Genomic DNA, 23,681 nt, shown 5'->3' on the forward strand with positions numbered 1-23,681 from the left:
CGGGCCGTGCTGACGGCCACAAAAAAAAAAACCCGCTCTTTATCATACGGGGCCCCACGGCACTAGTCCGTGCGACCGATTCTGATCTCTATCAAAGGCAAAAATGATGACAAGAATGGATGATGTGGGACGCGGCGAACAGAGACTAACCGGCGGACACGAAACCGACATGCGTGACTATACGGGGAAAGTGCCACCCTTCCTGTTTTTGTCACTTGGCGTGCTCAGTATGGTGGCCCCATTCGCGTCAGACATGTACTTATCGGCGTTTCCCGAGATGGCGAGTGCTTTTAGGACAAGCCCGGGGTTGATTCAGCTCACGCTCGTGTCATTCATGGTGGGAGGGGCCGTGGGCCCCTTGATCATCGGTCCGCTTTCTGACCGCTATGGACGGCGCACCCCGCTCATTATCTTTGCTGCCATCGCGTTCCTGGCTTCCGTGGCTGCGGTATTGACCAACGATATTGTCATCCTCATTCTCCTACGCTTCATTCAGGGGTTCGCAGGCATTGCTGGTTCGGTGATTGGAAGAGCCGTTGTCGCAGATCTCGTTTCAGGCGCGGTCGCAGCCCGCGCATTCGGGATTCTCATGATGGTGCTAGGGATTGCTCCCGTGGTGGCACCCCTACTTGGCGGGCCGATTACCGAACACTTCGGGTGGCGAGCGACGCTAGGAGCCGTAGCGATCGTACAGGGGCTCATGCTGGTGTTCTCGTTTACCGTGCCTGAGACACTGCCTCGATCAGCGAGGAGTCGGGGGAGCGGTGTCGAAATGCTGCGCTCATTTGTCGTCTTAGCAAAAGATATCCGCTTCAGCTCGTATGTGCTCGCCGTTGGCGTGAGCTTCTCTTTGCTGTTTGTTTGGATCTCAGCATCCTCATTCATGCTGCAATCGCAATATGGGGTTTCACCGACCGAGTTCTCACTGCTGTTCGCGCTCAATGCGACCGGATTTCTTCTGGCCGGAACACTCAATTCGGTATTCGTCACAAAAATCGGTCCCGAGCGCATGCTCATGTCGATGTCCGCGACGGTCCTCGTACTGGTGAGTGCTCTCGCGATCCTAAGCGTCGCCGGGGTGCACAATCTGACTGTCGTGCTGACATTGGTATTCATCGCATCCGCGGCTACGGCACCAATCATGGCGAACGGCACGGCGTTGGCACTCGGTCGAGTGTCGAGCCGGCACGTTGGAGTAGCCTCTGCGCTCATCGGCTCGGTCGAGAATTTACTTGCCGCCGCCATTGCACCACTCCTGGCCCTCTGGGGTAGCGACTCTCGTGGCGGGATGGTGGCACTAATGGTGGTTACGGGCATCGTAACGTTCGTTCTCGCCGTGATTGGTCGCGGCAAGGTGCGTAAGACACACTGAACCAACAAAAGGAGAGTGCGTGATGTCCTGAATCTCTCAGGGCATCACGCACTCTCTGCTTCAATGGTGCTGATATGTGGTGGAGCTAGTAATGCAGCTCCTTCGGATAGTCGTCGGGCACCACACCGCCGATGATCTTGGAGAGATCGGATGCTGCGCACACAGCTCCGCGAGTTATCTCAGCAAACCGCTCTTGGGAGAGATCTGATCCCAAACCCGAAACGAACAGTTCCAGCATCGCATTACCGTCAGGCCCGAATACCGGGACCTGAATCGCATGGACATGCTTGTGAATTACGTCTGCCGCTGTCAGCGTGCGATAGTCATCGTTGATTGATGACCACAGGCGCGAGTAGTCCTCTAGCTTTGATTCGGGATTGCTGACGATGGCATCAAACGGCACCTCGATAGCCTCCCCGATAGACACCGCATAGCCACGAAGCCGGACCCGTTCCAGCAATTCGGCTAAGAACGGTCGATCGATGACTCCTAATAAGTGTCGTGCTGACTCTTCCCATACTTTGAGTCGTTCCGGAGTCGACCAGGCGGCCAGTACCGAGGCCATAGGAGCAGCAAATGGGAACGCTTGCCCTACGAGCTCATGCTCGGGATCTTCGTTCGAGGAAGCGAGCACCATAACGGAATCTTTGGCGACGGTCGCGACATAGCAGGTGACGTCCAAAGTTTCCGCCAGAGCTTCGACTGACGCTCGGATCTGATTGACCGTACGAACATTGGCACCGAGCCCCTGCGGGTTGAACTCAAGAGTCGGCACTGAGAACGACCCATAGCCGCCCTTTAGGAATAGCAGCGGCAGGCCCGCATTGCCATTTCCGACACCGAAATCTCGCACATCACCGAGCACCAAAGTGTGATCACCAAGTGGAACCACATTGCTAATGTCCGCTTCAAACCACGAGACAGCGTCTTCCAGCCTCAGGATGCCACCGTCCGTCGCCGTCCATTCCCCCTCGGTGAAACGAGTCTCATGGTTCTTGGCAAATGACCGCGATAGCGCCTCGTGCCCGGCAGCAAGGACCGACACACAGAAACGGCCACTCTCGATGATTCGCTTGGCGGTGTAGGAGCCTGTTGCGGGCATGAACCCCACAACAGGTGGATCCTCGGACACAGCACTGAACGTGCCGACTATCATGCCAATAGGCTGCTTGGTCTCGGGGTCAACGCTGGAAATGATGCACACACCTGTCGGATACTCACCGAGTACGGCACGCCACCAAGACGACTTATTCGTTTTGGCATCGAGTGCGTTCACCGGGTCCTTCCCTGTTGAGCCAGTCACGGTCCCTAAATTGGGATTCGATGACATAGAAAACCTCCTTTGGTTCGGTTTCGACGCTATGTGAACCGCCACGGAAAGCGGACGGTTCGAAGCACTGAACTTCGTGGCGCTACCGTGCGTGGCGCACAATGCACTAGTGGCTGAGCGACTCGCTCGGAACGGTGGACCGAACCGGAGGGAGGGCGGACACTGACCCGGGATTGTGTAGCTTCGGGTCTTTGAAACCGTTGAGGTCGTAGCTGTCGAGGAACGACTGCGTGTAGTCACGGATGTCATTAAGTGATCCGGTTGTCTGGTGGTGCGTGAGGATATCGAGGTAGGTCTTCTCCGGCTGCCCCCAGTAATTGAGCTCATACAGCTCGTGCCGCGCTCCGAATTCACTGCCGATTGAATCCCACAGCGCCTTCATCACCTTTGATCGGTCGAGTGCGGTCAGGCCGTTCGAGCCGCGAAGGTATCGGTCAAGATCGCGTTTGATTTCCGGGTTTTGGAAGTCTCGAACGTTTGAGTTCAGGTAGATCAAACCGGAGGCAATAATGGTCTCGATGATCTGTCGCATACGGCTGTAATAGCCCGGTGCCATTGCCGCGTAGCTGAATGCAGTGTGCGAATTCGGAAGCAAGCTGTCTCCGAATCCTGTGGTAGCGCCTTCAATCATTCCGTCGCGCAGTCCCGTGACGAGCCCCTTGAACGCGAGCAGTTCGCCCAGTTGTGCTTGGACTCCACGGAACTGGCCAGCACCGGTGACATCGAGGGCATGGGATACGAGGCCGATGATGAACTCGAGTTTCGCTTCCATGCGAGTGGACGCCTGGAACGCGGCGCGAGGTCCCCAACTAAAGTCGCCATTCGTGAACTCAAAGACGGTTTCTGGGTCGTAAGCGATGACGTTTTCCCAGGGGATAAGCGCGTTGTCGAAAACGAGGATTGAATCGTTCTCGTCGAAACGGCTCGAGAGCGGATAATCGAAGGGGCTTGCGGCTGCCGCCGCAGCAAATTCGTAGGATTGGCGTGAATAGAGCTTCACACCCGGAGCGTTAACCGGTGCCATGAAGATGAGCGCGAACTCTTTCGATGCTCGCGGGCCAATGTGCGATACGTAGACATACTGCGTGAGTGGGGACCCGGTCGCGACTACCTTTGCACCGCTAATGATCAGGCCATTGTCTGTCTCTTTCTCGACGTGAACGAAGACGTCCCGAGCATCCTCCATACCTTTGGCGCGGTCTACCGGTGGGTGAACGATCGCGTGCCCGACATGGAGCACTTCTTCTTGAATACGGCGGTACCAATAGGATGCGTTTGAAGCGTACTCCCCGAAAAATGACGGATCGGCGCCAAACATCGCGGTGAGCGAAGCCTTGTAATCGGGTGTCCGTCCCATCCAGCCATAAACCTGCCGCTGCCAATCCTTGATCGCCAACTTTGACGCGACTAGGTCTTCACGGGTACGTGGTGCTTTGAAAAACGCGTGCGTGTGACCACCGTTACCGGTGTCAGTGGGAGACGCCGCCGGTGAATTTGGATCTTGGATTGAGTCAAAAAGCGCCGCGACTGATTGTGCGGAGTTTCGGTAAGCGGGATGTTCGGTGACATCTGCAATGCGCTCACCGTAGATGTACACTTCTCGATCGTCTTTGAGGCTCTCAAGATATTCCGCTCCGGTCTGGGGTCGGTTGGAAGCGCCGGAAACTAGTGGTTGGCTCTGGTCCGCCATGGCCTGTCCTTTCGTCGTTGAACGCAGGTGAGATGAGCGCTCGGCACTGAGCTGCTGAATTGCTGAGCTGCTGAGCTCTGCGAACGATATGTACGGTAGTACATATCCGTTTGCGGCGAAATGGATCGGTTCATGCCCTTGAAAAGACTGTCCTAAGGGACGAAAGCGAGCGAGAAATGCGCTCGAACACGTGTACGTATGGTGCAGCATGCACAGTCGCGTGCTCGTGACCGTGGGCTATCCGGTCCGAATGATTACTTGGGCTCCGTTGCGGGTGAACCGCGCAATATGAGCGCAATCTGCGGCTCGATGTCGTCTGCGAAGAACAGTAAGTCAAGCAGCGCGGACTGCATACCGACTCCGTCGAATAGGTAGCCGAGGGCTGAAGCTGTGGTTGCGTCGGTGTAATTCGAGATGAGATCGACGAAGTCTTGCGACCATGTGAGACTTTCCTCACGGAGGTCAGGCTTGTGCAAAGAGAAGAAATATAGTTCATGCTCAAGCACGAGGAGACGGTGTCTGCGGACCGTAAGGTTTTCGATTAATTGGGCAAGTCCGCGACTGAGTCCAACTTCCGACACTGCTTTTTCGAGAGCTTCCCTCGCGTAATTGCGACTCCGGATCCGGGTTGTGCGCAGCATTTCTTGGACAAGTTCGATCTTATCGGTGAAGTGATACGTGGTTGAGCCGAGGGGGACATTCGCCTTTTCGGCGACGGCGCGGAATGTCAGTCCATCCATGCCTCGATCTTCAACCACGAGTAGCGCGGCTTCGATGAGTCGCTCTCGACGTCCCGGGTCAAACCGCCGTGTCGACTTACCCTTTCCTGTATCCGCCATGCGAATACTGTACGTCGGTACGCATTGAAACGAGCGAGTGGGTTGAGCTGTGCCGGGGCTCTGTCTCAGAGTTCGCGGGAATCATAACGCCGCGCCGCCTCCGCACCCGCCTCTTCAAGCCACCGCCCTGTGCCCTTCATCGCTTCCTTGGCGCCTCCCGCAAGATCAGCCAGCGCGAGCGAGTCTGAAGGGCCATATTTCACGTCGCGGCCCTTGAACTCTTCCGCCACGCGCCCCGCAATAATGACCACAGGAACGTCACTTTCACTCGCGAAGTTGAGCACCGCCGAGGGCACTTTGCCCGCGAGCGACTGCGTGTCGAAGCTACCTTCGCCCGTAATAGCGAGGTCGGCGGCTGCAATTTTTTCGGGCAGGGCAATGGCATCCGCAATGGTCAACGCGCCTGCTTGCACGGTCGCGCCGATGGCAAGCAAACCGTAGGCAGTGCCGCCCGCGGCGCCGGCGCCGGGAACCGAACCATCCACACCGAGCAACTGCGCAACGTGTGCGAGACCCGCCTCGAGCTCGACCACATCCGCATCCGATGCACCCTTCTGCGGGCCGAATACCGCAGCCGCACCCTCCGGCCCGAGAAGTGGATTCGTGACGTCGGTGAGCGCAACAATCCCCTCGGGCGGCAGCGCGGGGATCACCGCGAGGTCAATGGTGGCCACCGCGTGGAGTCCGCGATTGCCGAGCTCAATGTCCTGACCCTCAGCATCCTGAAACTTCGCGCCGAGCGCCATCAGCGCCCCGACACCGGCATCGGTGGATGCGCTGCTTCCGAGACCGGCGAGCACGCGCCTCGCACCTTGCTCGGTTGCATGGCGGATCGCTTCGCCGAGCCCGTAGGAGGTCGCGAGGCGGGCAGTGTCGGGGGAGACCGCATCCAACAGTGCGATGCCGCTGGTCTCGGCGAGCTCGACCACCCAAGTCCCGTCACTGAGGGCCAAGAGGTCTGCCTCGGTGGGCTCGCCAAGTGGTCCGTGCACGGTGTGCGTGACGCGAGTCGAGCCCGGATCGGATGACTCGAGCGCATCCATAGTGCCCTCGCCGCCGTCTGCCATGGGCAGCAGATCCAGTAGATCCTCGGGGCGAACTGAATGCCACCCTTTCGCGATCGCTTTGGCGACCTCGGTTGCGGTGGCGGTGCCTTTGAATGAGTCTGGTGCGATAACGATGCGGCGCTGCATAACGACAACCTATCCTGTCTGTCTCTCTTGGGAAAGCCGTTTCCCGATAGGATCAATGTGGACGCAACGAAGCGTAAACCAGATATTTGGGAAGGAGCCAGCGATGGGTTCGAAGAGTCAGCCAGTCACACTCGGCGAAGTGGCGAAGGCTGCTGGAGTGTCAATCGCCACGGCCTCGCGCGCGATTAATGGCAGCACCAGGCGCGTGAGCGAGGACATCCGGCAGCGGGTGCAGGAGACCGCAGACAGGCTTGGCTACCTCCCGAATCTCTCCGCACAGGCGGTCGCAAAGGGTGCATCCTCGACCGTTGCGGTCGTGGTGAGCGATATCGCCGACCCCTATTTCAGCGCGATTGCCGCTGGAATCATGCGGGGCGCAAACGAGGCGAACCTGGTCGTCAATCTCGCCGCTGCGGAGCATTCACCACAAAACGAACTCGATATTGTCCGCACGTTCCGCGGCCAGCGTCCCCGTGCAATCATCCTGAGCGGTTCAAGAACGGACGGCGACCCGAACCAAGCACTACTCGATGAGCAACTCGAAGCCTTTGCCTCGACCGGTGGCAAAGTGGTGCTGATCTCGCAATCTCCCTCCCCGTTCGATGTCGTTGAATTAGCGAACTACGACGGCGCGAAGGAGCTTGCGAGGGTGCTCGCGAATCGGGGCGGGGCCCGCTTCGGCGTGATAACCGGACCACAGCGACTCCTCACCAACCGAGATCGAGTCGCGGGGTTCCGCGATGGGCTTATTGAATCGGGCAAGACCCTCGATCCGGATGCGGTGGTCGAGACAGAATTTACCCGTGACGGGGGATATTCGGGGTTGCGGACCTTGCTGTCGCGAGTTCCTGAAGTGGACACAATTTTCGCGACGAGCGATGTCATGGCTATCGGCGCGATGACGGCCATGCGTGACCTTGGGAAAACTCCCGGAAAAGATATTTCCATCGCGGGCTTTGATGACATCGAGACCGTGCGGGATGTCACACCCACGCTGACTACCGTCGTGGCGCCGCTGAATGACATGGGGTATCGCGCATTGAAGCTCGCAATCGAGCCCAACAAAACGCGTGATCCCTTGGTTCTCAAGGTGAATACATCGGTGATTGTTCGAGAGAGTGCTCCGGTTCGGGAGCCTGCCATCGCGTAGCTGAGTGTCAAAGATTGCCCTCGAAAGGATCGCTTCGAGGGCAATTTTTTATTCCCACTTGCCTTGGTAAGCGCTTTCCCATAGTGTGGCAGCAACCTCAACGATGAGAAGCCTGACGAAGGGACGGACATGGCCAAGGAAACACTCGGAATCATCGTCAACGGAGCAACCGGACGAATGGGCTACCGCCAGCACCTCGTTCGCTCGCTGCTTGCACTGCGTGACGAAGGCGGCGTGCCACTCTCAGACGGTTCGCGCCAGCCAATCGAGCTCTATCTCGTAGCTCGAAACGAAGAAAAACTTCGCGAACTTGCCACAAAACACGGCATTGAGAAGTACACCACTGACCTCGACGAAGCCCTTGCGGCTCCCGGTTTCCCCGTCTACTTTGACGCGCTCGTCACCAAACTGCGCGTGCCCGCAATCCGCAAGGCCATCGCCGCCGGAAAGTCGATCTACACCGAGAAGCCCACCGCCGAAAGCTATGCGGAAGCCGTCGCGCTCGCCGATGAAGCTGAGGCAGCAGGCGTCAAGAACGGGGTCGTGCACGACAAGCTCTACCTGCCGGGGCTCCTGAAGCTCAAGCGACTGATCGACAGCGGCTTCTTCGGCGAAATCCTTTCGGTCCGTGGCGAGTTCGGCTACTGGGTCTTCGAAGGTGACTGGCAGGATGCGCAGCGTCCCAGCTGGAACTATCGCTCGGAAGACGGCGGCGGCATTGTCGTCGACATGTTCCCGCACTGGAACTACGTGATCGAGAACCTCTTCGGCAAGATCGCCTCCGTCTACACCGAAACCCGCACGCACATCCCGCAGCGAGTCGACGAGCGAGGTGACACCTACAAGGCCACCGCTGACGACGCCGCCTACGCGATCTTCGATCTCGAGAACGGCCCCATCGTGCAGTTCAACTCGAGCTGGACAGTGCGTGTCAACCGCGACGAGCTCGTCGAACTTCACGTTGACGGTACCCAAGGCAGCGCAGTGGTGGGTCTGTTCGGCGCGAAGATTCAGCCGCGAAACGCCACACCGAAGCCCACGTGGAACCCCGACCTCCTCGACAGCCACGACTACCAGCAGGACTGGATCGAGGTGCCGCAGAACGATCCCACCGAAAATGGCTTCAAGCTGCAGTGGATCGAATTCCTCCGCTACGTGCTCGACGACGGGCAGCACAACTACGACTTCCGTTCGGGAGCCGACGGCATGCTGCTCGCCGAAGCGGCACTCGCTTCGCAGGAAGAGGGTCGCCGCATCCAACTCGCCGACCGCGCGATCGCACAGGGCTCGCAGCCCGAGCCAGCAGCATCCAACAGCGAGGCAAGCCTCGCGGAACCGGCAGGTGCACGATGACGGCCACACACGCCACCGCGAACGTCGCCACCGCAGGCACGCTCGACGCCTACGACCGCAGCGAACTAGGCACGCAACTGCAGCTCCTTGGCGGTGACGGTAGCCGTCACCGCGCGGCACTCCTCAGCGCACCCGCATTCGCACGCCCCACCGGTCCACTGCAGTCACGCGAACTATTTGCCGCTGCCCACGTCATCCCCAAAGTGACTAGTGAGACAGTGCCGGGTGCCCCAGCCGACATCGATTGGGATGCGACGCTGAACTATCGTCGTCAGCTTTGGTCCTGGGGGCTCGGGGTCGCGGATGCGATGGACACCGCGCAGCGCAATATGGGTCTTGATGCGGCAGCGACTCGAGAACTCATTGCGCGGACCGCCGAGGCCGCACGTGAAGACGGTGGCCGGGTCGCGGTCGGTGTCAACACCGATGGACGCACCGAAGACACGCTCTCACTTGACGAGATTGAAGCGGCCTTCCTCGACCAGCTGCATTTCGCCGAAGAGCAGGGCGTCACCCCGGTGATCATGTCGAGCCGACACCTCGCTCGCGCCGCTCAGTCGCCTGCCGACTATTTGCGCGTGTACGATCGCGTGCTCGGCGAGGTCTCCACGAAGGCCGTTATTCACTGGCTCGGTACCGCGTTCGATCCGATCCTTGAGGGGTATTTCGGTGACTCACGGTGGCAAACGGCAGCAGACACGCTCATCGAGATCGTCACGAAGCACGCCGATCGCGTCCGCGGCATCAAGATGAGCTTGCTGGATGCAGATGCGGAGCGAGCCGTGCGCGCGCGGCTTCCCGAGGACGTCACGATGTATACCGGCGACGACTTCAACTACGTCGAACTCATCCGTGAGGATACGGACGGCAGCTACTCGGATGCCCTCCTTGGGGCGTTCAGCGTGCTGGCTCCCAATGCTTCCGCAGCGGTGCAGGCCCTCGACCGAGGGGACGAAGCCGAGTTTTCGCGCATCCTGACTCCGACTCAGGAGCTGTCGCGACAGGTCTTCGCCGCACCGACGTTCTATTACAAAACCGGGGTCGCTTTTATGAGTTGGCTCAACGGTCACCAGGATGCATTCCGGATGGTCGGTGGGCTGCACTCGGCGCGGAGTCTGCCGCACCTTTCGCGAATTGTAGAGCTCGCGAACGCATCCGGTGCGCTCGAGCAGCCAGAGCTTGCGCTCGAACGCTGGCACGGGATGCTCCGACTCGACGGACTACTCGAAGGGGGACAGGCATGAGCGCACACTCGCGACTCTCGCTGAATCAGGGGACGATCAAATACGCATCGCTCGCGGAAGCACTGGAGGTCAGTCAGCGCCAGGGCCTGCAGAGTATTGGCCTGTGGCGTGAGCCTGTCGCGGAGGTTGGCCTCGAGCGTGCGGCGCAAATGCTCCGCGATTCTGGCCTGCGATTCTCGAGTCACTGTCGTGCGGGCTTCCTCACGGAACCGGGCGAAACCGCTCGCCGGCAGGCGCTCGAGGAGAACCGTCGCGCGATCGAAGAGACGCGCGTGCTCGCCGAAGCGGGTGCGCCAGGATCTTCAGCAACGCTGGTAATGGTTGCCGGTGGCATCCCCGAAGGCGGCACGATTGAGGATGCGCGGGCCAGGTTCGAGGAAGGCATCGCCACGCTTGCGCCCGAGGCAGAAGCCGCTGGCGTGACGCTCGCGCTTGAGCCACTGCATCCTATGTATGCCTCGGACCGTGCGGTGCTCTCGACGCTTGGCCAAGCGCTCGACATTGCTGATCGGGTCGGTAGCCCTGCGGTGGGTGCAGTTGTGGATGCATTCCACGTCTGGTGGGATCCGGATGTGGCTGCCCAGGTCGAACGTGCGGGCCGCGACGGCCGCATTGCCTCGTATCAGGTGTGCGACTGGAAGACTCCGCTGCCAGCGGATGTGCTGCTGTCACGACACCTTCCGGGTGATGGTGTCGTTGACTTCGCACACCTGACCGCGCTCGTCAACGAAGCGGGCTATCAGGGCGACGTGGAGGTCGAGGTCTTCAACGCCGACCTGTGGGCGAAGTCTTATGACGATGCCGTCGCTGAAATGGTGACAAAGTTCGGCGCCAGCGTCGGTGTGCATCTTGCGGAGTTCGCGATTGCATAATCCCTTCTCAGCTGATCAAAATGCCCGCCTCTTCGGAGGCGGGCATTTTGTGTTGGTCAAGGTAAACTCGCCATCTATGCCCTCCTATCAACGTTAGGCAACTTGGTCCGGAACTTGCTGTCCTGAGAGGATTGAGCGGACGCGCGCCACGGCCCCAGTTTGTAACGCCGCCAACGATGAACGTGATTTCCATGCTGAGTGGGGTGTGAGGATTACATTGGGCGCGTTCCTAAGCTCACTGTTTAGCGCCAATGGCTCCGCTGTAAATACGTCCAGTCCTGCTCCCCCCAACTTCTCACGACGTAAAGCGTCCGCGAGGGCAGTCTCATCGATGAGACCACCACGAGACACGTTGATGAGCAGCGCGCGATCACGCATCGCGTCAATGACGGACGCCGAAATCATATTCTGCGTTCTGTCGTTGAGGGGCACGTGTAGAGAGATCAGGTCGGAACCCGTGATGAGTTCATCAAGTTCGCAGGAAGCCACTTCTGTGAATTCAACAATTGGGTCGAATGCTCGAACGCGCGCACCCACCGCTGACCATAAATTTGCGACCATCCTTCCAATTCTGCCCATGCCGACAATGCCGACTTCGAGATCGCTCAGTTTTGGCAAATCAGCAGGCACACTGGATGCCCATTGACCTGCCTCGACAGCAACTTGCCCAGCTGGAATCCTCCGCGATAGTGCGAGCCCGAGAGCAAAAGCATGGGACGCAACCTCTTCAGTGGACGCATCGGGAACGATCGACACCGGAATTCTAGCTCTTGCCGCGGCATCCACATCAATATTGTCGTACCCGATGCCGTAGCGCACAATGCCTTGGCACCGCCCCATCGCCCCGATCATGGTTTCGGTCACTTTGCCGTACGGGCTTACCAAGACGAACGCTGCCGAATTTGACAACTCCGCGAACTCTTCTTGATCGTTAGCAACATGGATAGTCATTCCGTATTCGGAAGCGAGCGCATTCTCGCGATCGAGATCGGCAAATTGATGAGGTGAAATTAGAATCATTGCAATCGCTTTCAGAATTATGGATCGTATTGAGGTGGACGGGTGGAGCTAGACAGAACGTCAGTCCAGACTTCAACTGTCTAGTCGATAGCGCGCCCAATTCGTTGATAGGCAGGCGAGCCCCTACGTTTCAAAGCCAGTGCATATATGAATCCACCGACGACGAACGCCCACACTAATAGAATCAGGGTTATTAGTAGCCAAGTGGGAACCTCCATAAGAAGATGCATATTCATTGTTGCTACCACCAATGCAAATCCGATACCGAGAAGTGCGATTAATGGAAAGACAAATGTCTTCACTCTAGAAGTAGATTTTTCGGGATTGCGTCGGAAATAAACGATTACCGAGACGCCCGTGAGGAATAGCAAGAGAATCATCCCGTAGAAAGCGACACCTCCGGCGGCGGCATAGGGGGGATCCCCGGCCCCAGCCGTGATGCTCAATACCGCGAGAACCGCAATAAGAACAACAGCAACGAAGGTTGCCGAGCGATGTGGCGAACCGTGGACTTTATGAACCTTGGCTAGTCCGCGCGGGAAGATCCCGTCGACCGCCAAAGAATGTGTGTAGCGAGTGATGATGTTCTGCAGTGCAAGGATCGACGCGAAAAAGCTCGTAACCGTAAGAATCGCGCCAAGCTGGCTCATGAAGAGCGGTAGATGCTCTAACACGATCGCGGGCATCATCGCGTCAGGACCCTCACTTGCTGCCTGAACAGCGCTAGAAACACCGTGGCCAGTGATAAGCGTAAATGCAGTGATTGCATAGAAAATACCTAAGAATGCAATTGCCAGGTATGTCGCTCGCGGAATTGTTTTCGACGGTTCCTTTACCTCATCTCGATAGATGGCAGTCGCCTCAAAGCCGTTGAATACACCAATTGAGAAGAGCAACACGACACCGAGTGCAGGGGTGAATATGTTCGCTGGATTCCATGGTTCGGGCGACAAGCCCTCAGGCCCACCGTTGCTAAGCACAACAATATCGACAATCACGACGAACAACACTTCGACAACGAGTACTATCGATAACACCTTAGCCGAAAGCTCTACATTGAAATAACTCAAGACACCGGTGGCAACCATGACGACCGCGCTATAAACCCACCAAGGCAGTACGCTTTCAAAACCGAAAGACATTTCCAAGCTCTTTACTGAGATGCCAACAACTAGCATTGCCGATGTGACATTGAAGCCGTAGGTCCCGAGTGCCAAGAAAGATGCTCCGAGGCCCAATGGGCGGCCAAGGCCTTCACGAATGTACGTGTAGAACGCTCCCGGGCGGGGCACTGCGCGCGACATGGCCATAAATCCCACGGCAAATAGCATCATCAGTATCGCAACGAGCACATAAATTAATGGTGCTCCAATTCCGAACGAAATATTGACAGGTGTAAAGCCGTACACGACGCCCATGGGTGCCGTAAATGCGAGAACCGTGAACAAAAGCCCGACAGTTCCCATCCGTCCTCGAAGTGCATATCTACCGGTTTCTTGTGAAGCAGACTCTTCCACCGCGGTAGATTGCTTGTTATTTGTCATCCCTATCTCCATTGATTAGACATACTGATAATTGGCTCCCATCCAATCGGCAGCCTGACGCACTGGGGTGATATGCGGGTCAGGTCCTTCGAGGTGGATGGAGGTTTGATTGATTCTGCTATCTGCTGGGTCCCCCTTAATGTGCCATTTTGAACCAGCAGGTAGTCGTCGATTAATTCAGCTCCAGGTTGAACCCACGGCCTTCGTACGCTTCAATTTTGCGATAGAGCGTCGACCGGCCGATACCGAGAAGTGCTGCGGCGCGGGCACGATTGCCTTCTACTTCAACGAGTGCAGACCGGATTTGGTGCAGCTCGGCTTCTTCGAGACGCGTGAGTCGAGCTGTGGTCAAAGCACGCAGGTGAATCTCCGGCAAATCAGAGAGGCGTACTTCCCCAACTACCGAGTCGCTCTGGACCGAGGACATAACGTCTCGGAGTTGAGCGAGATTTCCAGGCCAATCTGCTGCGACTAGAGTGTCGCGCAGTTTTGCGGAGAGCATCGATGTAGTTCCGAGTGCCTCCCGCAGAAAACTCACTGCGAGATCCGGAATATCTTCCCGTCGAGACCGCAGCGGCGGCATCGACACTTCGATTCCGCGTAACGCCGCAAGCAGCGGCAATAGTTCATCAGTAACCGCAGTTGTAGTCACGATGAGTTGCGGTTGTTCGAGAATGTTAAGCAAGGACGCGAGCTCGTCCCTGCACTCCGCCGTCGCGTGCTCGATCCGATGCAGCAGTACCGATCCACCTTCTGCAAGGAACTTGTCGACCCGTTCTACAAGGCAGGAATCAGACTTCGTGCGTGAACAGTCAAAGAAGAGTGTGTCTGAAGCCAGCATTGACGCCATTGCACGAGCGAGTCTACGTTTACCGGTCCCCGGCTCGCCGACTATATAGGCAGGCATCTTTCGGCTTACGGCTGTGGACGCAGCGTTGAGAGCTCGTTGAAGTGTCCAGCTTGAACCGACAAAGTCACTAAATTTCACGCCTCGTTCACGACTAAGACTAATGCCTCCAGTCATAGCAGGATGCGAGGGGACATTCACACGCATGACCGTCGCGTGAGCCGAATCAAGCGCGGTGAGGTTCATTGGACGCGCATGGACCAAAACCTCCTGGCCAGTGCTCACGCTGATCCGTCGCTGCAAGGCCCATTGTTCCTTTTCTGCCTCTTTCGCAATTGCGGCCAATACCGAAAAATCACTTTGATCAAGGATGCTGAGTGCACGACGGCTAGCGATCGTTGTTCGCTCGTCCATCGCGACTACTGCATCAGCACCGCGCTTTCGCACTTCACGCATATATTCAGACATAAGAGCCTGTTCACGAGCAGCAAGCCGCTCCGCGAGCCGCCGAGTGATGTCCGCGGCTGCGCCTGTCACGGTCAACATGATCGATCTGGGGTCGACGTCTTTAGCGACTCGTTCCGGAAGCATCACTCCAAGGACGCCACGGATAGAGCGCCGAATCGGGTCGCGAATCGGCACCGAAGTGCAGTAGCCGTCCTGAAGGCCTTCATTGAAATGTTCAGCGCCCCAGACTTGGATCGCTTCGCCTTCTTCGATGGCAGTTCCATCGGAATTCGTGCCGATGAGTTCTTCACTCATTTGCGCCCCGACTAGCGGGTATAAGAGTTCTGCGCGCTTTCGCGCGACAGTATCCCCACGGAACACCGCAAGGGTGCCATCCGCATCGGTTAATACGACCGCACCGCCGACGTCGAGGCAGAGTCGCTCAAGATCTGTAAGGACAGGCTCAGCGGCCAGTAGAAGCTGTTCATCCGTCCGTGGGTCGGAAGACCGCAGAAATAGCCTGTCCGAATTCACATTGCCAGCGAGGCTGCGCTGCCAGGAACGCGCAATCACTGGGCGGAGTGCGCTGAGATCCGTTTCTTCCGGCGCGGCCAAAAACTCTTCACGCAATGCGAGGATCGAAGAGTTCGACAGTTCCCCAATGCGCGCAGGGGGGCGCTCATGCCGTTCTGGAAAAGTCATTGACACGATGCGCCTCCCTCCGTGCGGCGTTTACTAGTGTGTCAGTAGATTATTGAAGTGAGATGGTACGGTTCGCGCCTGTTGACGGCCGAATTGCGCCGCGTACCACTTGCCGAGCGTGTGCTTTCCTGTACTGCCGCTGCCCTTCCAGCCGCCGAATGTCTGGGGTCCAGGCCACCAACCCGTCGTAGCATGTCCAGGTACGTTTACGTCAGCGCAACCAGCTTCGATCCGGTCAAGAAACTCTTCGGCAATGCGCACGTCACCCGTGTAAATACCAGCCGTGAGACCCATGTCAGTCGCGTTGGCAACGGTGATGGCCTCCTCGAAGTCTTCAACCTTGCTGATCGTAAGGAATGGGAGGAAATGCTCAATCGTAGCCAAGTCGTGGGTAAAGGGGACATCCGAGACAACGGTTGCGGGAACCGCATAGCCGCCTTCCGCCGCCCTACCTTGAGCAACGCGGAATCCATCAGCATCCACTACCTTCATGAGTGCGTGGTAGCGCTCCACCGCTTCCGTCGAAACAACCGGGCCCGCGTACGAAGCCCCATCGATCGGATCCCCGAGGAATAATTTGCGTACCTTGTTTTCCACGAGGTCGACGAGTTGATCGTGGACGCCGGGCATGACTAGGACGCGAGACAACGCGCTGCATTTCTGTCCGGTGAGGTCAAAGGCAGAGAACACGATGCCGTCGGCAGCTTGGTCGAGATCGGCGTCGTCTGTCACGATGACGGGGTTCTTGCCACCCATTTCCGCGATGACCGGACGTGGGTACGCGCCCGAACCGAACTGTGTCATAATCGACCGGCCAACTTCAACGGAGCCGGTGAAGCTGACGCCGTCAATGTCCGACGCTGCGAGCGCCCTGCCACCACCGTGAACGATATTCACGAGGCCTTCGGGCAGGTCCATCGCTGCGCAGAATTCGTACACAGCCTGGCCCGACCAGGGCGCGTGCTGGGATGTCTTCACCACGACACCATTGCCCGCAATCAGCGCGCCAATGGCTGGACCCGCGCCCTGAACGATCGGGTAATTGAACGGAACGATCACACCGAAAACCCCGTATGGCTTCAGCACGGAATCATTATTCATCCCAGAGGGATCCGCTGCACGCTCATCCTTGAAAGCGCCTGGAACTTCGGCGTACTCAAGCAAATGCTTGAGCATGTCGTAAATCTCTGCACCTTCGCCGCGTGCACCCTCGTAGGGCTTGCCGATTTCAAGAGCGACACGCACTGCCCACTCTTCGGTATTGCTTTCAATAGAGGCAAGTGCAGGGCGCATGCGCTCCAATCGTTCAGCGAGAGGAACCTTTGCCCAAATACGCTGTGCCTTACGGCTAGCGGCCACGGCTTCGTTGACGGCTTCATCAGTCGCATCGTGCGATGCACTAACCACAATGTCAGGGTAACTGGGATCCACTCGTTCGCGACGGGGGCCGTCAAACCGTTCTTTGCCACCAATAATGTGCGGCACGACTGGAGGCGTCGCTGCTCGCTGTGCTTTCACTGCTGCTGCAAATGCTTGTTTTGCGTTAGTGGCCATTTCCTGTGGCTCTCCTTCATTATTTCTTGTATCGCTTGCGCATCAAATTTTTGGACGCTCAGGATTGGATAACCGTCCAGAAAGCGTAGGAGCGCAGTGCGCCCCCGACTGTCCCAAATTGGGAAACGTCGCCTCACCCTTCGGCGGCGACAGTGTTCTTCAGCACCCCTACCTGTTCAACCTCGACTTCAACTACGTCACCTGCCGTCAACCAAACCGGCGGATTGCGCTTCGCGCCGATCCCCTCGGGGGTACCAGTCGCAATGATGTCGCCGGGTGCCAGCGTGATGGTCCTGCTGAGATAGGTGATGATTTCTGCAACGGGGAAGATCATGTGCCGGGTGTTCGAGTGTTGCATTTCGACCCCGTTCACCCTCGTGGAAATCTCAAGCTGCTGAATATCGGAAATCTCGTCGAGGGTTACAAGGTCACGTCCGGTAGGGGTCGAGTCATCAACCGACTTGCCAATGAGCCACTGGGTTCCTCGATACTGTAGATCGCGGGCGGTAATGTCATTCAGCACCATGAGCCCGGCGACGACGTCCAGCGCATCCTCTTGTTGTACATTTCTGCATTCCTGAGAAATCACCACGGCGAGTTCGCCCTCAAAGTCGAGATTGTCCGTGATCGCAAGACCACGAATCTCATCCTGTGGCCCAATCAGAGACCTACTGAATTTTGAGAATATATCTGGGTACCTAGGAAGTGCGCGGCCCGTTTCAGCGACATGATCCTTGTAATTCAGCCCGACGCAAAGCACTTTTTCCGGCTCGCGGATGGGCGCCCCGAGTTGGAGCGAATCCACCGCACCCTTGGAAGTCCCCAATTTCCTTCCGTGCACCTCAACTGCAACCGAAACTTCATTAAGGCTCTCGCCATATTGCTTCACTAATTGCAGTACGGTCGCCTCCCGCTCCAAACTGTGTTTTCCCGCGGATAGAAGTGCCTCTTCCACATCAATGACTTGACCATGGATGACGGCACCAGCACGCCAATTGCCGTCACTTTGATACGAGACTAGGCGCATTATTCTGCTCCTTCGGCGGTTTTGATGACTGCGCCAACGAGTCGATCCGTGAAGTCATGAACGACCTGTTCGCCCATCGGCGTGGATAAGGCGGCAAGATTCGCGGAAGAGAGGACGACGCCGTTCTCGTATGCGGCCCACCACAGTCGACGCTGTGTTTCCCCATCGAGCTGGCGCGCATCCAGCGGGAATGGTCGGAGCAGCGATCCCAAACCGCGCATCTCCCAGCCATGCGCATTGAGAACGGCATTTGCCTCGGCGCGCGCGTTGTCGCCGAGAGAATTCAACCGCTCGATCTCGGCTGGCGTTAGTAACTGCAGCGCGACAACCCCTGCTGCCATGCTGACTGGATTCCCCGAGAATGTGCCAGAGTGCGAAATACTTTCTGGTGACCACGGGTCGAGGATCGACATGTATTCCTGACGGCCCGCGATAGCGCCAATTGCAAAGCCACCACCGATTACTTTCCCCGCCGTCAACAGGTCTGGAAGGACACCCATCCTGCCACCTAAACCGTTTGGTCCCAGACGAAAGCTGACCACCTCGTCGAAGATCAACAGAGCGCCATGTGCTGTGGCAAGGGCCCGGGCCTCTTCCACAAACTCCTTACTCAGCGGAAGCAAGCCCGCTTTGTTAGGAAGTAGGTCGAGGATAATTGCGGCGTATTTGGTGGGGTTGTTTTGAAACACTTCGCGCAATTCGTCAATATCACCCAGCGGCACGAGCGTCACGTCACTTTCGGCAGACCTCGCCACGCCCTTCGTAGGCCCACTTGCGAGAAGGGCGAAATCCGACGTGCCGTGAAAGCCATCTTTCGTCATGACGATTCCGTCACGTCCAGTGACTGCACGGGCAATCCGGAATGCTGACATGACAGCTTCGGTTCCGGAGTTCGCAAACCTGATCTGGTCAAGTCCGGGCAGCCTGTCCAGCATCGTCTCGGCGAGGTCCCACTCACTCAAGTTTGGAATGCCCCAGGAAGCACCTGTTCGAATTGCTTGTTCAGCGGCTTCGACGATTTCCGGGTGGGCATTGCCGTGAATCAGAGTCGTGAAATTGCCGTTTGCGTCAATGAGCTCCCGACCATTGTCGTCCCACATCCGCCATCCCTCTCCGTGTACGGCGTAGGGTGGTTCCTTGCCGACGTGGTAGGCGGACCGACCGTAACCACCAGGCAGCAAGGGCATGCCCTTGCGGTTTCGACGTAAGTGGGGATCCCGTATGTTGTCGGGTGAAGGCATCATCGTTGAAATCATGAAAGTGAATTTAGAGACGTAGAGCACTCACAAATGTCCCAGAATGGAACATGCTCTAGAGTGCGGTATACCCACCGTCCACAACGACAGATGTACCCGTCATTTTTCTCGAGTCCTCGGACACCAGGAATACTGCGACGCTTGCCACTTCCTCCGGACTTATAAGCCCTAGTGGTTGATATTGACGCTGCGCCTCTTCGCTCGCCAAGAGTTCATCATCAAAGAACTTCTCTACCATTGGTGTCTTCACACCACCGGGGCACAAGCAATTCGCACGAATATTGTCTTTTGCGTACTCAATGGCCACGGATTTGGTAAGCATCAATACGGCCCCCTTCGTCGCTGAGTACACTGAAATATCCGGCTCAGCCACGGTTGAGTTAATCGATCCCCAATTGACGATCGACCCTCCCCCTGCCCGTTGGAGTGCGGGAATCGCATACTTGCAGCCGTAGAAGACACCCTTCAAGTTAATATCGACAATCCGATTTAGCATTTCTTCCGTGGTGTCGACCACCGATGCTGCACGGAGGTAACCCGCACAGTTGAGCATGGCGTGCACCGCTCCAAATCGTGCTTCTGCCGCCTCTACGAGCGCCTCAACATCGGCAGAATTGCTGACATCGCACGTTTGTGTCGCAACGGCAGCACTCTCTTCCTGCAGACGAGACAGGCCATCATCATCGATATCGGCCGCCATCACTTGCGCTCCATGGCTCACCAGTGCCCTCACTGTAGCCAGTCCCTGGCCTGACGCAGCTCCCGTCACAATCGCAGTCTTTCCCTGCAAACGAATACTCATTTCCTTCACGTTCTCCTTTGGACACAGTGACGATTTCCTTTGCTTGCCACTATCCCGGCATGTCGTGTCCCGAACTGTCCCTGTCTGACACAGTGCCGCACGCAGCGGGCGTCTAGCATTGCGCATCCAGGCACAATGTCCGTGTCTGCAGATCGACACACATAGGAGAAGGACCATGGGTCGCGTTCAAGACAAGGTGACAATCATCACGGGCGGCGCTCGAGGTCAGGGGGAGTCACACGCAAGATTGCTCGCCAGTGAAGGAGCAGCAGTACTCATTACTGATGTACTCGACGAGCTGGGCGAAGCACTGGCTACAGAGCTCCGTGACGTTGGCGCTGACGTGCATTACATGCACCTCAACGTTTCTTCCGAAGACGAGTGGAACGCGGTCATTGAAGCTGCGGAACAGCGTTGGGGTCGCGTAGACGTGCTCGTCAACAATGCCGGCATCGTGGGATCCATGAAATCAGTTGCTGACGAAGAACTCGATGCGTGGGCGAAAATGACTGCGATCAACCAACAGGGCGTCTTCCTCGGGCTAAAGCATGGTGCACCAGCAATTGAGCGTAGCGGTGGTGGCGCTATCGTGAACACCTGCTCAATCAACGGGACTGTTGGCAACCCTGGCGGATTCTCCTACCAGGCTTCGAAGGGCTCAGTGAAAATGATGACTCGAGCCGCAGCTATGGAATATGCAAACCGTGGCGTACGAGTGAATTCCGTCTCCCCCGGGCTTGTGATGACCGCAATGGCCGACGCAGAAGGCGAAGAGTCCAATAAGGAATTCAGTGAGGCCACGCCAATGAAACGAGCCGCTCAGCCGATCGAAGTAAGCTACGGCGTTCTATTCCTCGCTAGTGACGAGGCGAGCTACGTCACTGGTACCGATCTCTTTATTGATGGCGGATACACCGCTCAGTAGTCGCATAATCGCCGAGTACAGCGGTGTCTCAAAGTGGTACGGTGCGAAACCTTGACGGAGACGATGCTGGAAGTCGTTCGCCGGAAGAATAATGGTTTTCTTTGCTGGCGACGACTTTCAAATTCGCAAGTCCGAAGGAATTCGTCCCATGACTGACACCGCTGTACAGCACCAATCAGGCACGCAGAGCCGCGTACCAGATGACACCATCACGTTCGATGCCTGGCTAGAGGCACTCAAATCAGCAATTGCTGCAAACGATTTGCATGGCGCATCCGGACTCTTCCAGGCTGATGCCGTAGTTCGAGACCTGCTGGCACTCTCTTGGGATTTTCGAAACGGTGTGAACCGCGAGGAAGCTGCAGAACTGCTAACTAAAGGCACGACTACCCCGCCTACCCGCCTCTCAATCAAGGACAGTCGTGTTCCTACACGGGGCGAAGAATCAGGACACGCAACCCTTGAAACGTTTATCGAGTTCGAGAACGAAAAGGGAACCGGCGTTGGTTTCGCCAAACTAGTAGAGGAAACCGACGGTGTCTGGCGAGCCGCGGCGCTCGCGCTCGCGCTCGACGAACTCAAGAGCCACCCAAAGAACCATGGTCCTGCTCGCCCGATGGGACGGGTCAAGGGCCCGGTCGCGGACAGAGTTTCTTGGGCCGAAGACTGCGATCGCGAGTTCGAGAAAGAAGATCCGACTGTCGTAATTCTGGGTGCAGGTCACAACGGCCTGATGCTCGCTGTTCGCTTGCAGGTCATGGGGATCCCCACTCTGATTATTGAGAAGAATGAACGAGTGGGCGACACCTGGCGCAAGCGCTACAACTCGCTCGCGCTCCACACTCCTCTCACGTCGGATAGCTTGCCCTATCTGCCGTTCCCAGAAACTTGGACTCAGTTCACGCCGAAAGACAAATTGGCCGATTTCCTCGAGGCATACTCCACGATCATGGACCTGCGCGTATGGACGGGATCTGAAGCGAAGAACGTCGAATACGACGACCAGGTCAAGGAATGGAACCTTGATGTAATCCGCAAGGACGGCACGGTACGTTCGCTGAAGCCCAAGCACCTAGTTTTCGCGACTGGACTCCTCGCTGAACCCTTGCGTCCACAGTTTTCTGGCCAGGACAAGTTCCACGGGGAGGTGATGCACACGGCTGATTACCGCGGGTTTGACGAGTGGGTTGGCAAGCGAGCTGTTGTCGTTGGGTCCGGCGTAAGCGGGCACGACATTGCTCAAGACCTCGCCGAACACGGTGTCAACGTCACCATGATCCAGCGGTCAGAAACTGTTGTCTTGAACACGTCGACTTTCCATAGTGTGATGCACACGAATCACACCAGTGGCGCCTACGCCATCGATGAGGCCGACCTCGTGAATGCTGCGACACCGTTCGGGGAACTCCCCCGCTATGGTGCCGCACAGCTCGCCAAGGCCAACGAACTCGACCGCGGGCTCCTCAAGGGGCTCTCAGATGCAGGCTTCAAGCTCGGCTCGGGCCCGGACGGTACTGGCGTACTTGGGCTCATTTACGCCAAGAACACGACAGGTTACTACTACAACGCCGGTGCTTCTGAACTCATCGCCGACGGAACCATCAAACTGGCTCACGGCAATGTGGTCGGTTTCACTGAGTCGGAGATCTGCCTCGAAGACGGATCGACTCTCGAGGCAGACCTAGTTGTCTTTGCCACTGGCTACCGAGGACCGGAATGGGTCGTTGAGAAGGTACTTGGGGAAGAGGTAGCCGAACGCTTGAGCAATTTTGCAGAAGTTGGCCCCGATCGCGAGTACGGGCGTCTCTGGCGACAGTCGGGAATTGACAAGCTGTGGTTTATGATCGCTCTGGCAATCGGAGACGGCCGATTCTACTCAAACTTGCTCGCGCTGCAAATTGCCGACAGTGAAGCAGAAACGGCTTCTATCGACTGACAACCCGCCAGGTCAGGTGCACAAGTGGGCCACGCTCGCGCTTGAGCCACTGCATCCTATGTATGCCTCGGATCGTGCCGTGCTCTCCACGCTTGGTCAAGCGCTCGATATTGCGGATCGGGTCGGTGGCCCTGCGGTGGGTGCAGTTGTGGATGCATTCCACGTCTGGTGGGATCCGGATGTGGCTGCCCAGGTCGAACGTGCGGGCCGCGACGGCCGCATTGCCTCGTATCAGGTGTGCGACTGGAAGACTCCGCTGCCAGCGGATGTGCTGCTGTCACGACACCTGCCCGGTGACGGCGTCGTTGATTTTGCGCACCTGACCGCGCTGGTGAATGACGCGGGCTATCAGGGCGACGTTGAGGTCGAGGTCTTTAATGCCGACCTGTGGGCGAAGTCTTACGACGATGCCGTCGCTGAAATGGTGACGAAATTCGGCGCCAGCGTTGGTGTGCACCTTGCGGAGTTCGCGATTGCATAAGACCTTTTCTAGCTGATCGAAATGCCCGCCTCTTCGGATGTGGGCATTTTGTGTTGGTTAAGGTAAACGGCTCGGTTTGACCACGACGTTGAACAGG

19 protein-coding genes are annotated in these 23,681 nt (G+C 57.4%); 8 read left to right on the forward strand and 11 right to left on the reverse strand.

What is annotated here, in order from left to right; genetic code table 11:
• Window positions 1–169 precede the first annotated feature (169 nt).
• Window positions 170–1,372, forward strand: coding sequence for a multidrug effflux MFS transporter (locus ACTHXA_RS03120; protein ID WP_441669246.1), 1,203 nt, complete (start codon window positions 170–172; stop codon window positions 1,370–1,372).
• A gap of 85 nt (window positions 1,373–1,457) precedes the next feature.
• Here the strand turns inward: ACTHXA_RS03120 and ACTHXA_RS03125 are convergent, their stop codons facing one another.
• The 4 genes from ACTHXA_RS03125 to ACTHXA_RS03140 form a co-directional block, all read right to left on the reverse strand.
• The gene (locus ACTHXA_RS03125; protein ID WP_441669248.1) at window positions 1,458–2,702 is read right to left on the reverse strand and encodes a flavin reductase; all 1,245 of its coding nucleotides are present in this window, start codon (window positions 2,700–2,702) and stop codon (window positions 1,458–1,460) included.
• Between the two features lie 106 nt (window positions 2,703–2,808).
• Complete coding sequence (locus ACTHXA_RS03130) at window positions 2,809–4,392, reverse strand: 4-hydroxyphenylacetate 3-hydroxylase N-terminal domain-containing protein (protein WP_441669250.1); 1,584 nt, start codon at window positions 4,390–4,392, stop codon at window positions 2,809–2,811.
• Window positions 4,393–4,646: 254 nt separating this feature from the next.
• Window positions 4,647–5,231, reverse strand: coding sequence for a TetR/AcrR family transcriptional regulator (locus ACTHXA_RS03135; protein WP_441669252.1), 585 nt, complete (start codon window positions 5,229–5,231; stop codon window positions 4,647–4,649).
• A gap of 65 nt (window positions 5,232–5,296) precedes the next feature.
• The gene (locus ACTHXA_RS03140) at window positions 5,297–6,424 is read right to left on the reverse strand and encodes a glycerate kinase (protein WP_441669254.1); all 1,128 of its coding nucleotides are present in this window, start codon (window positions 6,422–6,424) and stop codon (window positions 5,297–5,299) included.
• Window positions 6,425–6,527: 103 nt separating this feature from the next.
• Between ACTHXA_RS03140 and ACTHXA_RS03145 the strand changes: the two genes are divergently transcribed.
• The 4 genes from ACTHXA_RS03145 (at window position 6,528) to ACTHXA_RS03160 (ending at window position 11,043) form a co-directional block, all read left to right on the forward strand.
• On the forward strand, window positions 6,528–7,574 hold the full coding sequence (locus ACTHXA_RS03145; RefSeq protein WP_441669256.1) for a LacI family DNA-binding transcriptional regulator: 1,047 nt from the start codon (window positions 6,528–6,530) through the stop codon (window positions 7,572–7,574).
• 129 nt (window positions 7,575–7,703) lie between these two features.
• Window positions 7,704–8,927, forward strand: coding sequence for a Gfo/Idh/MocA family protein (locus ACTHXA_RS03150; RefSeq protein WP_441669258.1), 1,224 nt, complete (start codon window positions 7,704–7,706; stop codon window positions 8,925–8,927).
• Window positions 8,924–10,171, forward strand: a complete 1,248-nt coding sequence (locus tag ACTHXA_RS03155) for a DUF993 family protein (RefSeq protein WP_441669260.1) — start codon at window positions 8,924–8,926, stop codon at window positions 10,169–10,171. Before ACTHXA_RS03150 ends, ACTHXA_RS03155 begins: the two co-directional genes overlap by 4 nt.
• Window positions 10,168–11,043 (forward strand): sugar phosphate isomerase/epimerase family protein, encoded by an 876-nt coding sequence (locus ACTHXA_RS03160; RefSeq protein WP_441669262.1) that lies wholly within the window; start codon window positions 10,168–10,170, stop codon window positions 11,041–11,043. The genes ACTHXA_RS03155 and ACTHXA_RS03160 overlap by 4 nt, the downstream gene beginning before the upstream one ends.
• A 93-nt stretch (window positions 11,044–11,136) precedes the next feature.
• Here the strand turns inward: ACTHXA_RS03160 and ACTHXA_RS03165 are convergent, their stop codons facing one another.
• The 7 genes from ACTHXA_RS03165 to ACTHXA_RS03195 form a co-directional block, all read right to left on the reverse strand.
• Window positions 11,137–12,063: a C-terminal binding protein gene (locus ACTHXA_RS03165; protein WP_441669264.1), complete on the reverse strand. Its 927-nt coding sequence runs from the start codon at window positions 12,061–12,063 to the stop codon at window positions 11,137–11,139.
• A gap of 80 nt (window positions 12,064–12,143) precedes the next feature.
• Entirely contained in the window at window positions 12,144–13,607 is a 1,464-nt protein-coding gene (locus ACTHXA_RS03170; protein ID WP_441669266.1) for an APC family permease, read from the reverse strand.
• Window positions 13,608–13,779: 172 nt separating this feature from the next.
• The gene (locus tag ACTHXA_RS03175; protein ID WP_441669268.1) at window positions 13,780–15,603 is read right to left on the reverse strand and encodes a sigma-54-dependent Fis family transcriptional regulator; all 1,824 of its coding nucleotides are present in this window, start codon (window positions 15,601–15,603) and stop codon (window positions 13,780–13,782) included.
• Window positions 15,604–15,636: 33 nt separating this feature from the next.
• Window positions 15,637–17,157 (reverse strand): aldehyde dehydrogenase family protein, encoded by a 1,521-nt coding sequence (locus tag ACTHXA_RS03180; RefSeq protein ID WP_441669270.1) that lies wholly within the window; start codon window positions 17,155–17,157, stop codon window positions 15,637–15,639.
• 133 nt (window positions 17,158–17,290) lie between these two features.
• Window positions 17,291–18,184 carry a fumarylacetoacetate hydrolase family protein gene (locus ACTHXA_RS03185; protein WP_441669272.1) on the reverse strand — a complete coding sequence of 298 codons (894 nt, stop codon included), beginning with the start codon at window positions 18,182–18,184 and terminating at the stop codon, window positions 17,291–17,293.
• Complete coding sequence (locus ACTHXA_RS03190; protein ID WP_441669274.1) at window positions 18,184–19,440, reverse strand: aspartate aminotransferase family protein; 1,257 nt, start codon at window positions 19,438–19,440, stop codon at window positions 18,184–18,186. The genes ACTHXA_RS03185 and ACTHXA_RS03190 overlap by 1 nt, the downstream gene beginning before the upstream one ends.
• A gap of 55 nt (window positions 19,441–19,495) precedes the next feature.
• Window positions 19,496–20,242 carry an SDR family NAD(P)-dependent oxidoreductase gene (locus ACTHXA_RS03195; RefSeq protein WP_441669352.1) on the reverse strand — a complete coding sequence of 249 codons (747 nt, stop codon included), beginning with the start codon at window positions 20,240–20,242 and terminating at the stop codon, window positions 19,496–19,498.
• A gap of 175 nt (window positions 20,243–20,417) precedes the next feature.
• Between ACTHXA_RS03195 and ACTHXA_RS03200 the strand changes: the two genes are divergently transcribed.
• The 3 genes from ACTHXA_RS03200 to ACTHXA_RS03210 all read left to right on the forward strand — a co-directional run bounded on the left by ACTHXA_RS03200 (window position 20,418) and on the right by ACTHXA_RS03210 (window position 23,584).
• Window positions 20,418–21,167: an SDR family NAD(P)-dependent oxidoreductase gene (locus ACTHXA_RS03200; RefSeq protein WP_441669276.1), complete on the forward strand. Its 750-nt coding sequence runs from the start codon at window positions 20,418–20,420 to the stop codon at window positions 21,165–21,167.
• A 148-nt stretch (window positions 21,168–21,315) separates the two neighbouring features.
• Window positions 21,316–23,103 carry a flavin-containing monooxygenase gene (locus ACTHXA_RS03205; RefSeq protein WP_441669278.1) on the forward strand — a complete coding sequence of 596 codons (1,788 nt, stop codon included), beginning with the start codon at window positions 21,316–21,318 and terminating at the stop codon, window positions 23,101–23,103.
• A complete protein-coding gene (locus tag ACTHXA_RS03210; protein ID WP_441669280.1) occupies window positions 23,075–23,584 on the forward strand; it encodes a TIM barrel protein in 510 nt (169 codons plus the stop codon). Before ACTHXA_RS03205 ends, ACTHXA_RS03210 begins: the two co-directional genes overlap by 29 nt.
• Window positions 23,585–23,681: the final 97 nt, after the last annotated feature.

This window comes from Gulosibacter sp., assembly GCF_052090685.1.
Taxonomy (GTDB): Bacteria; Actinomycetota; Actinomycetes; order Actinomycetales; family Microbacteriaceae; genus Gulosibacter.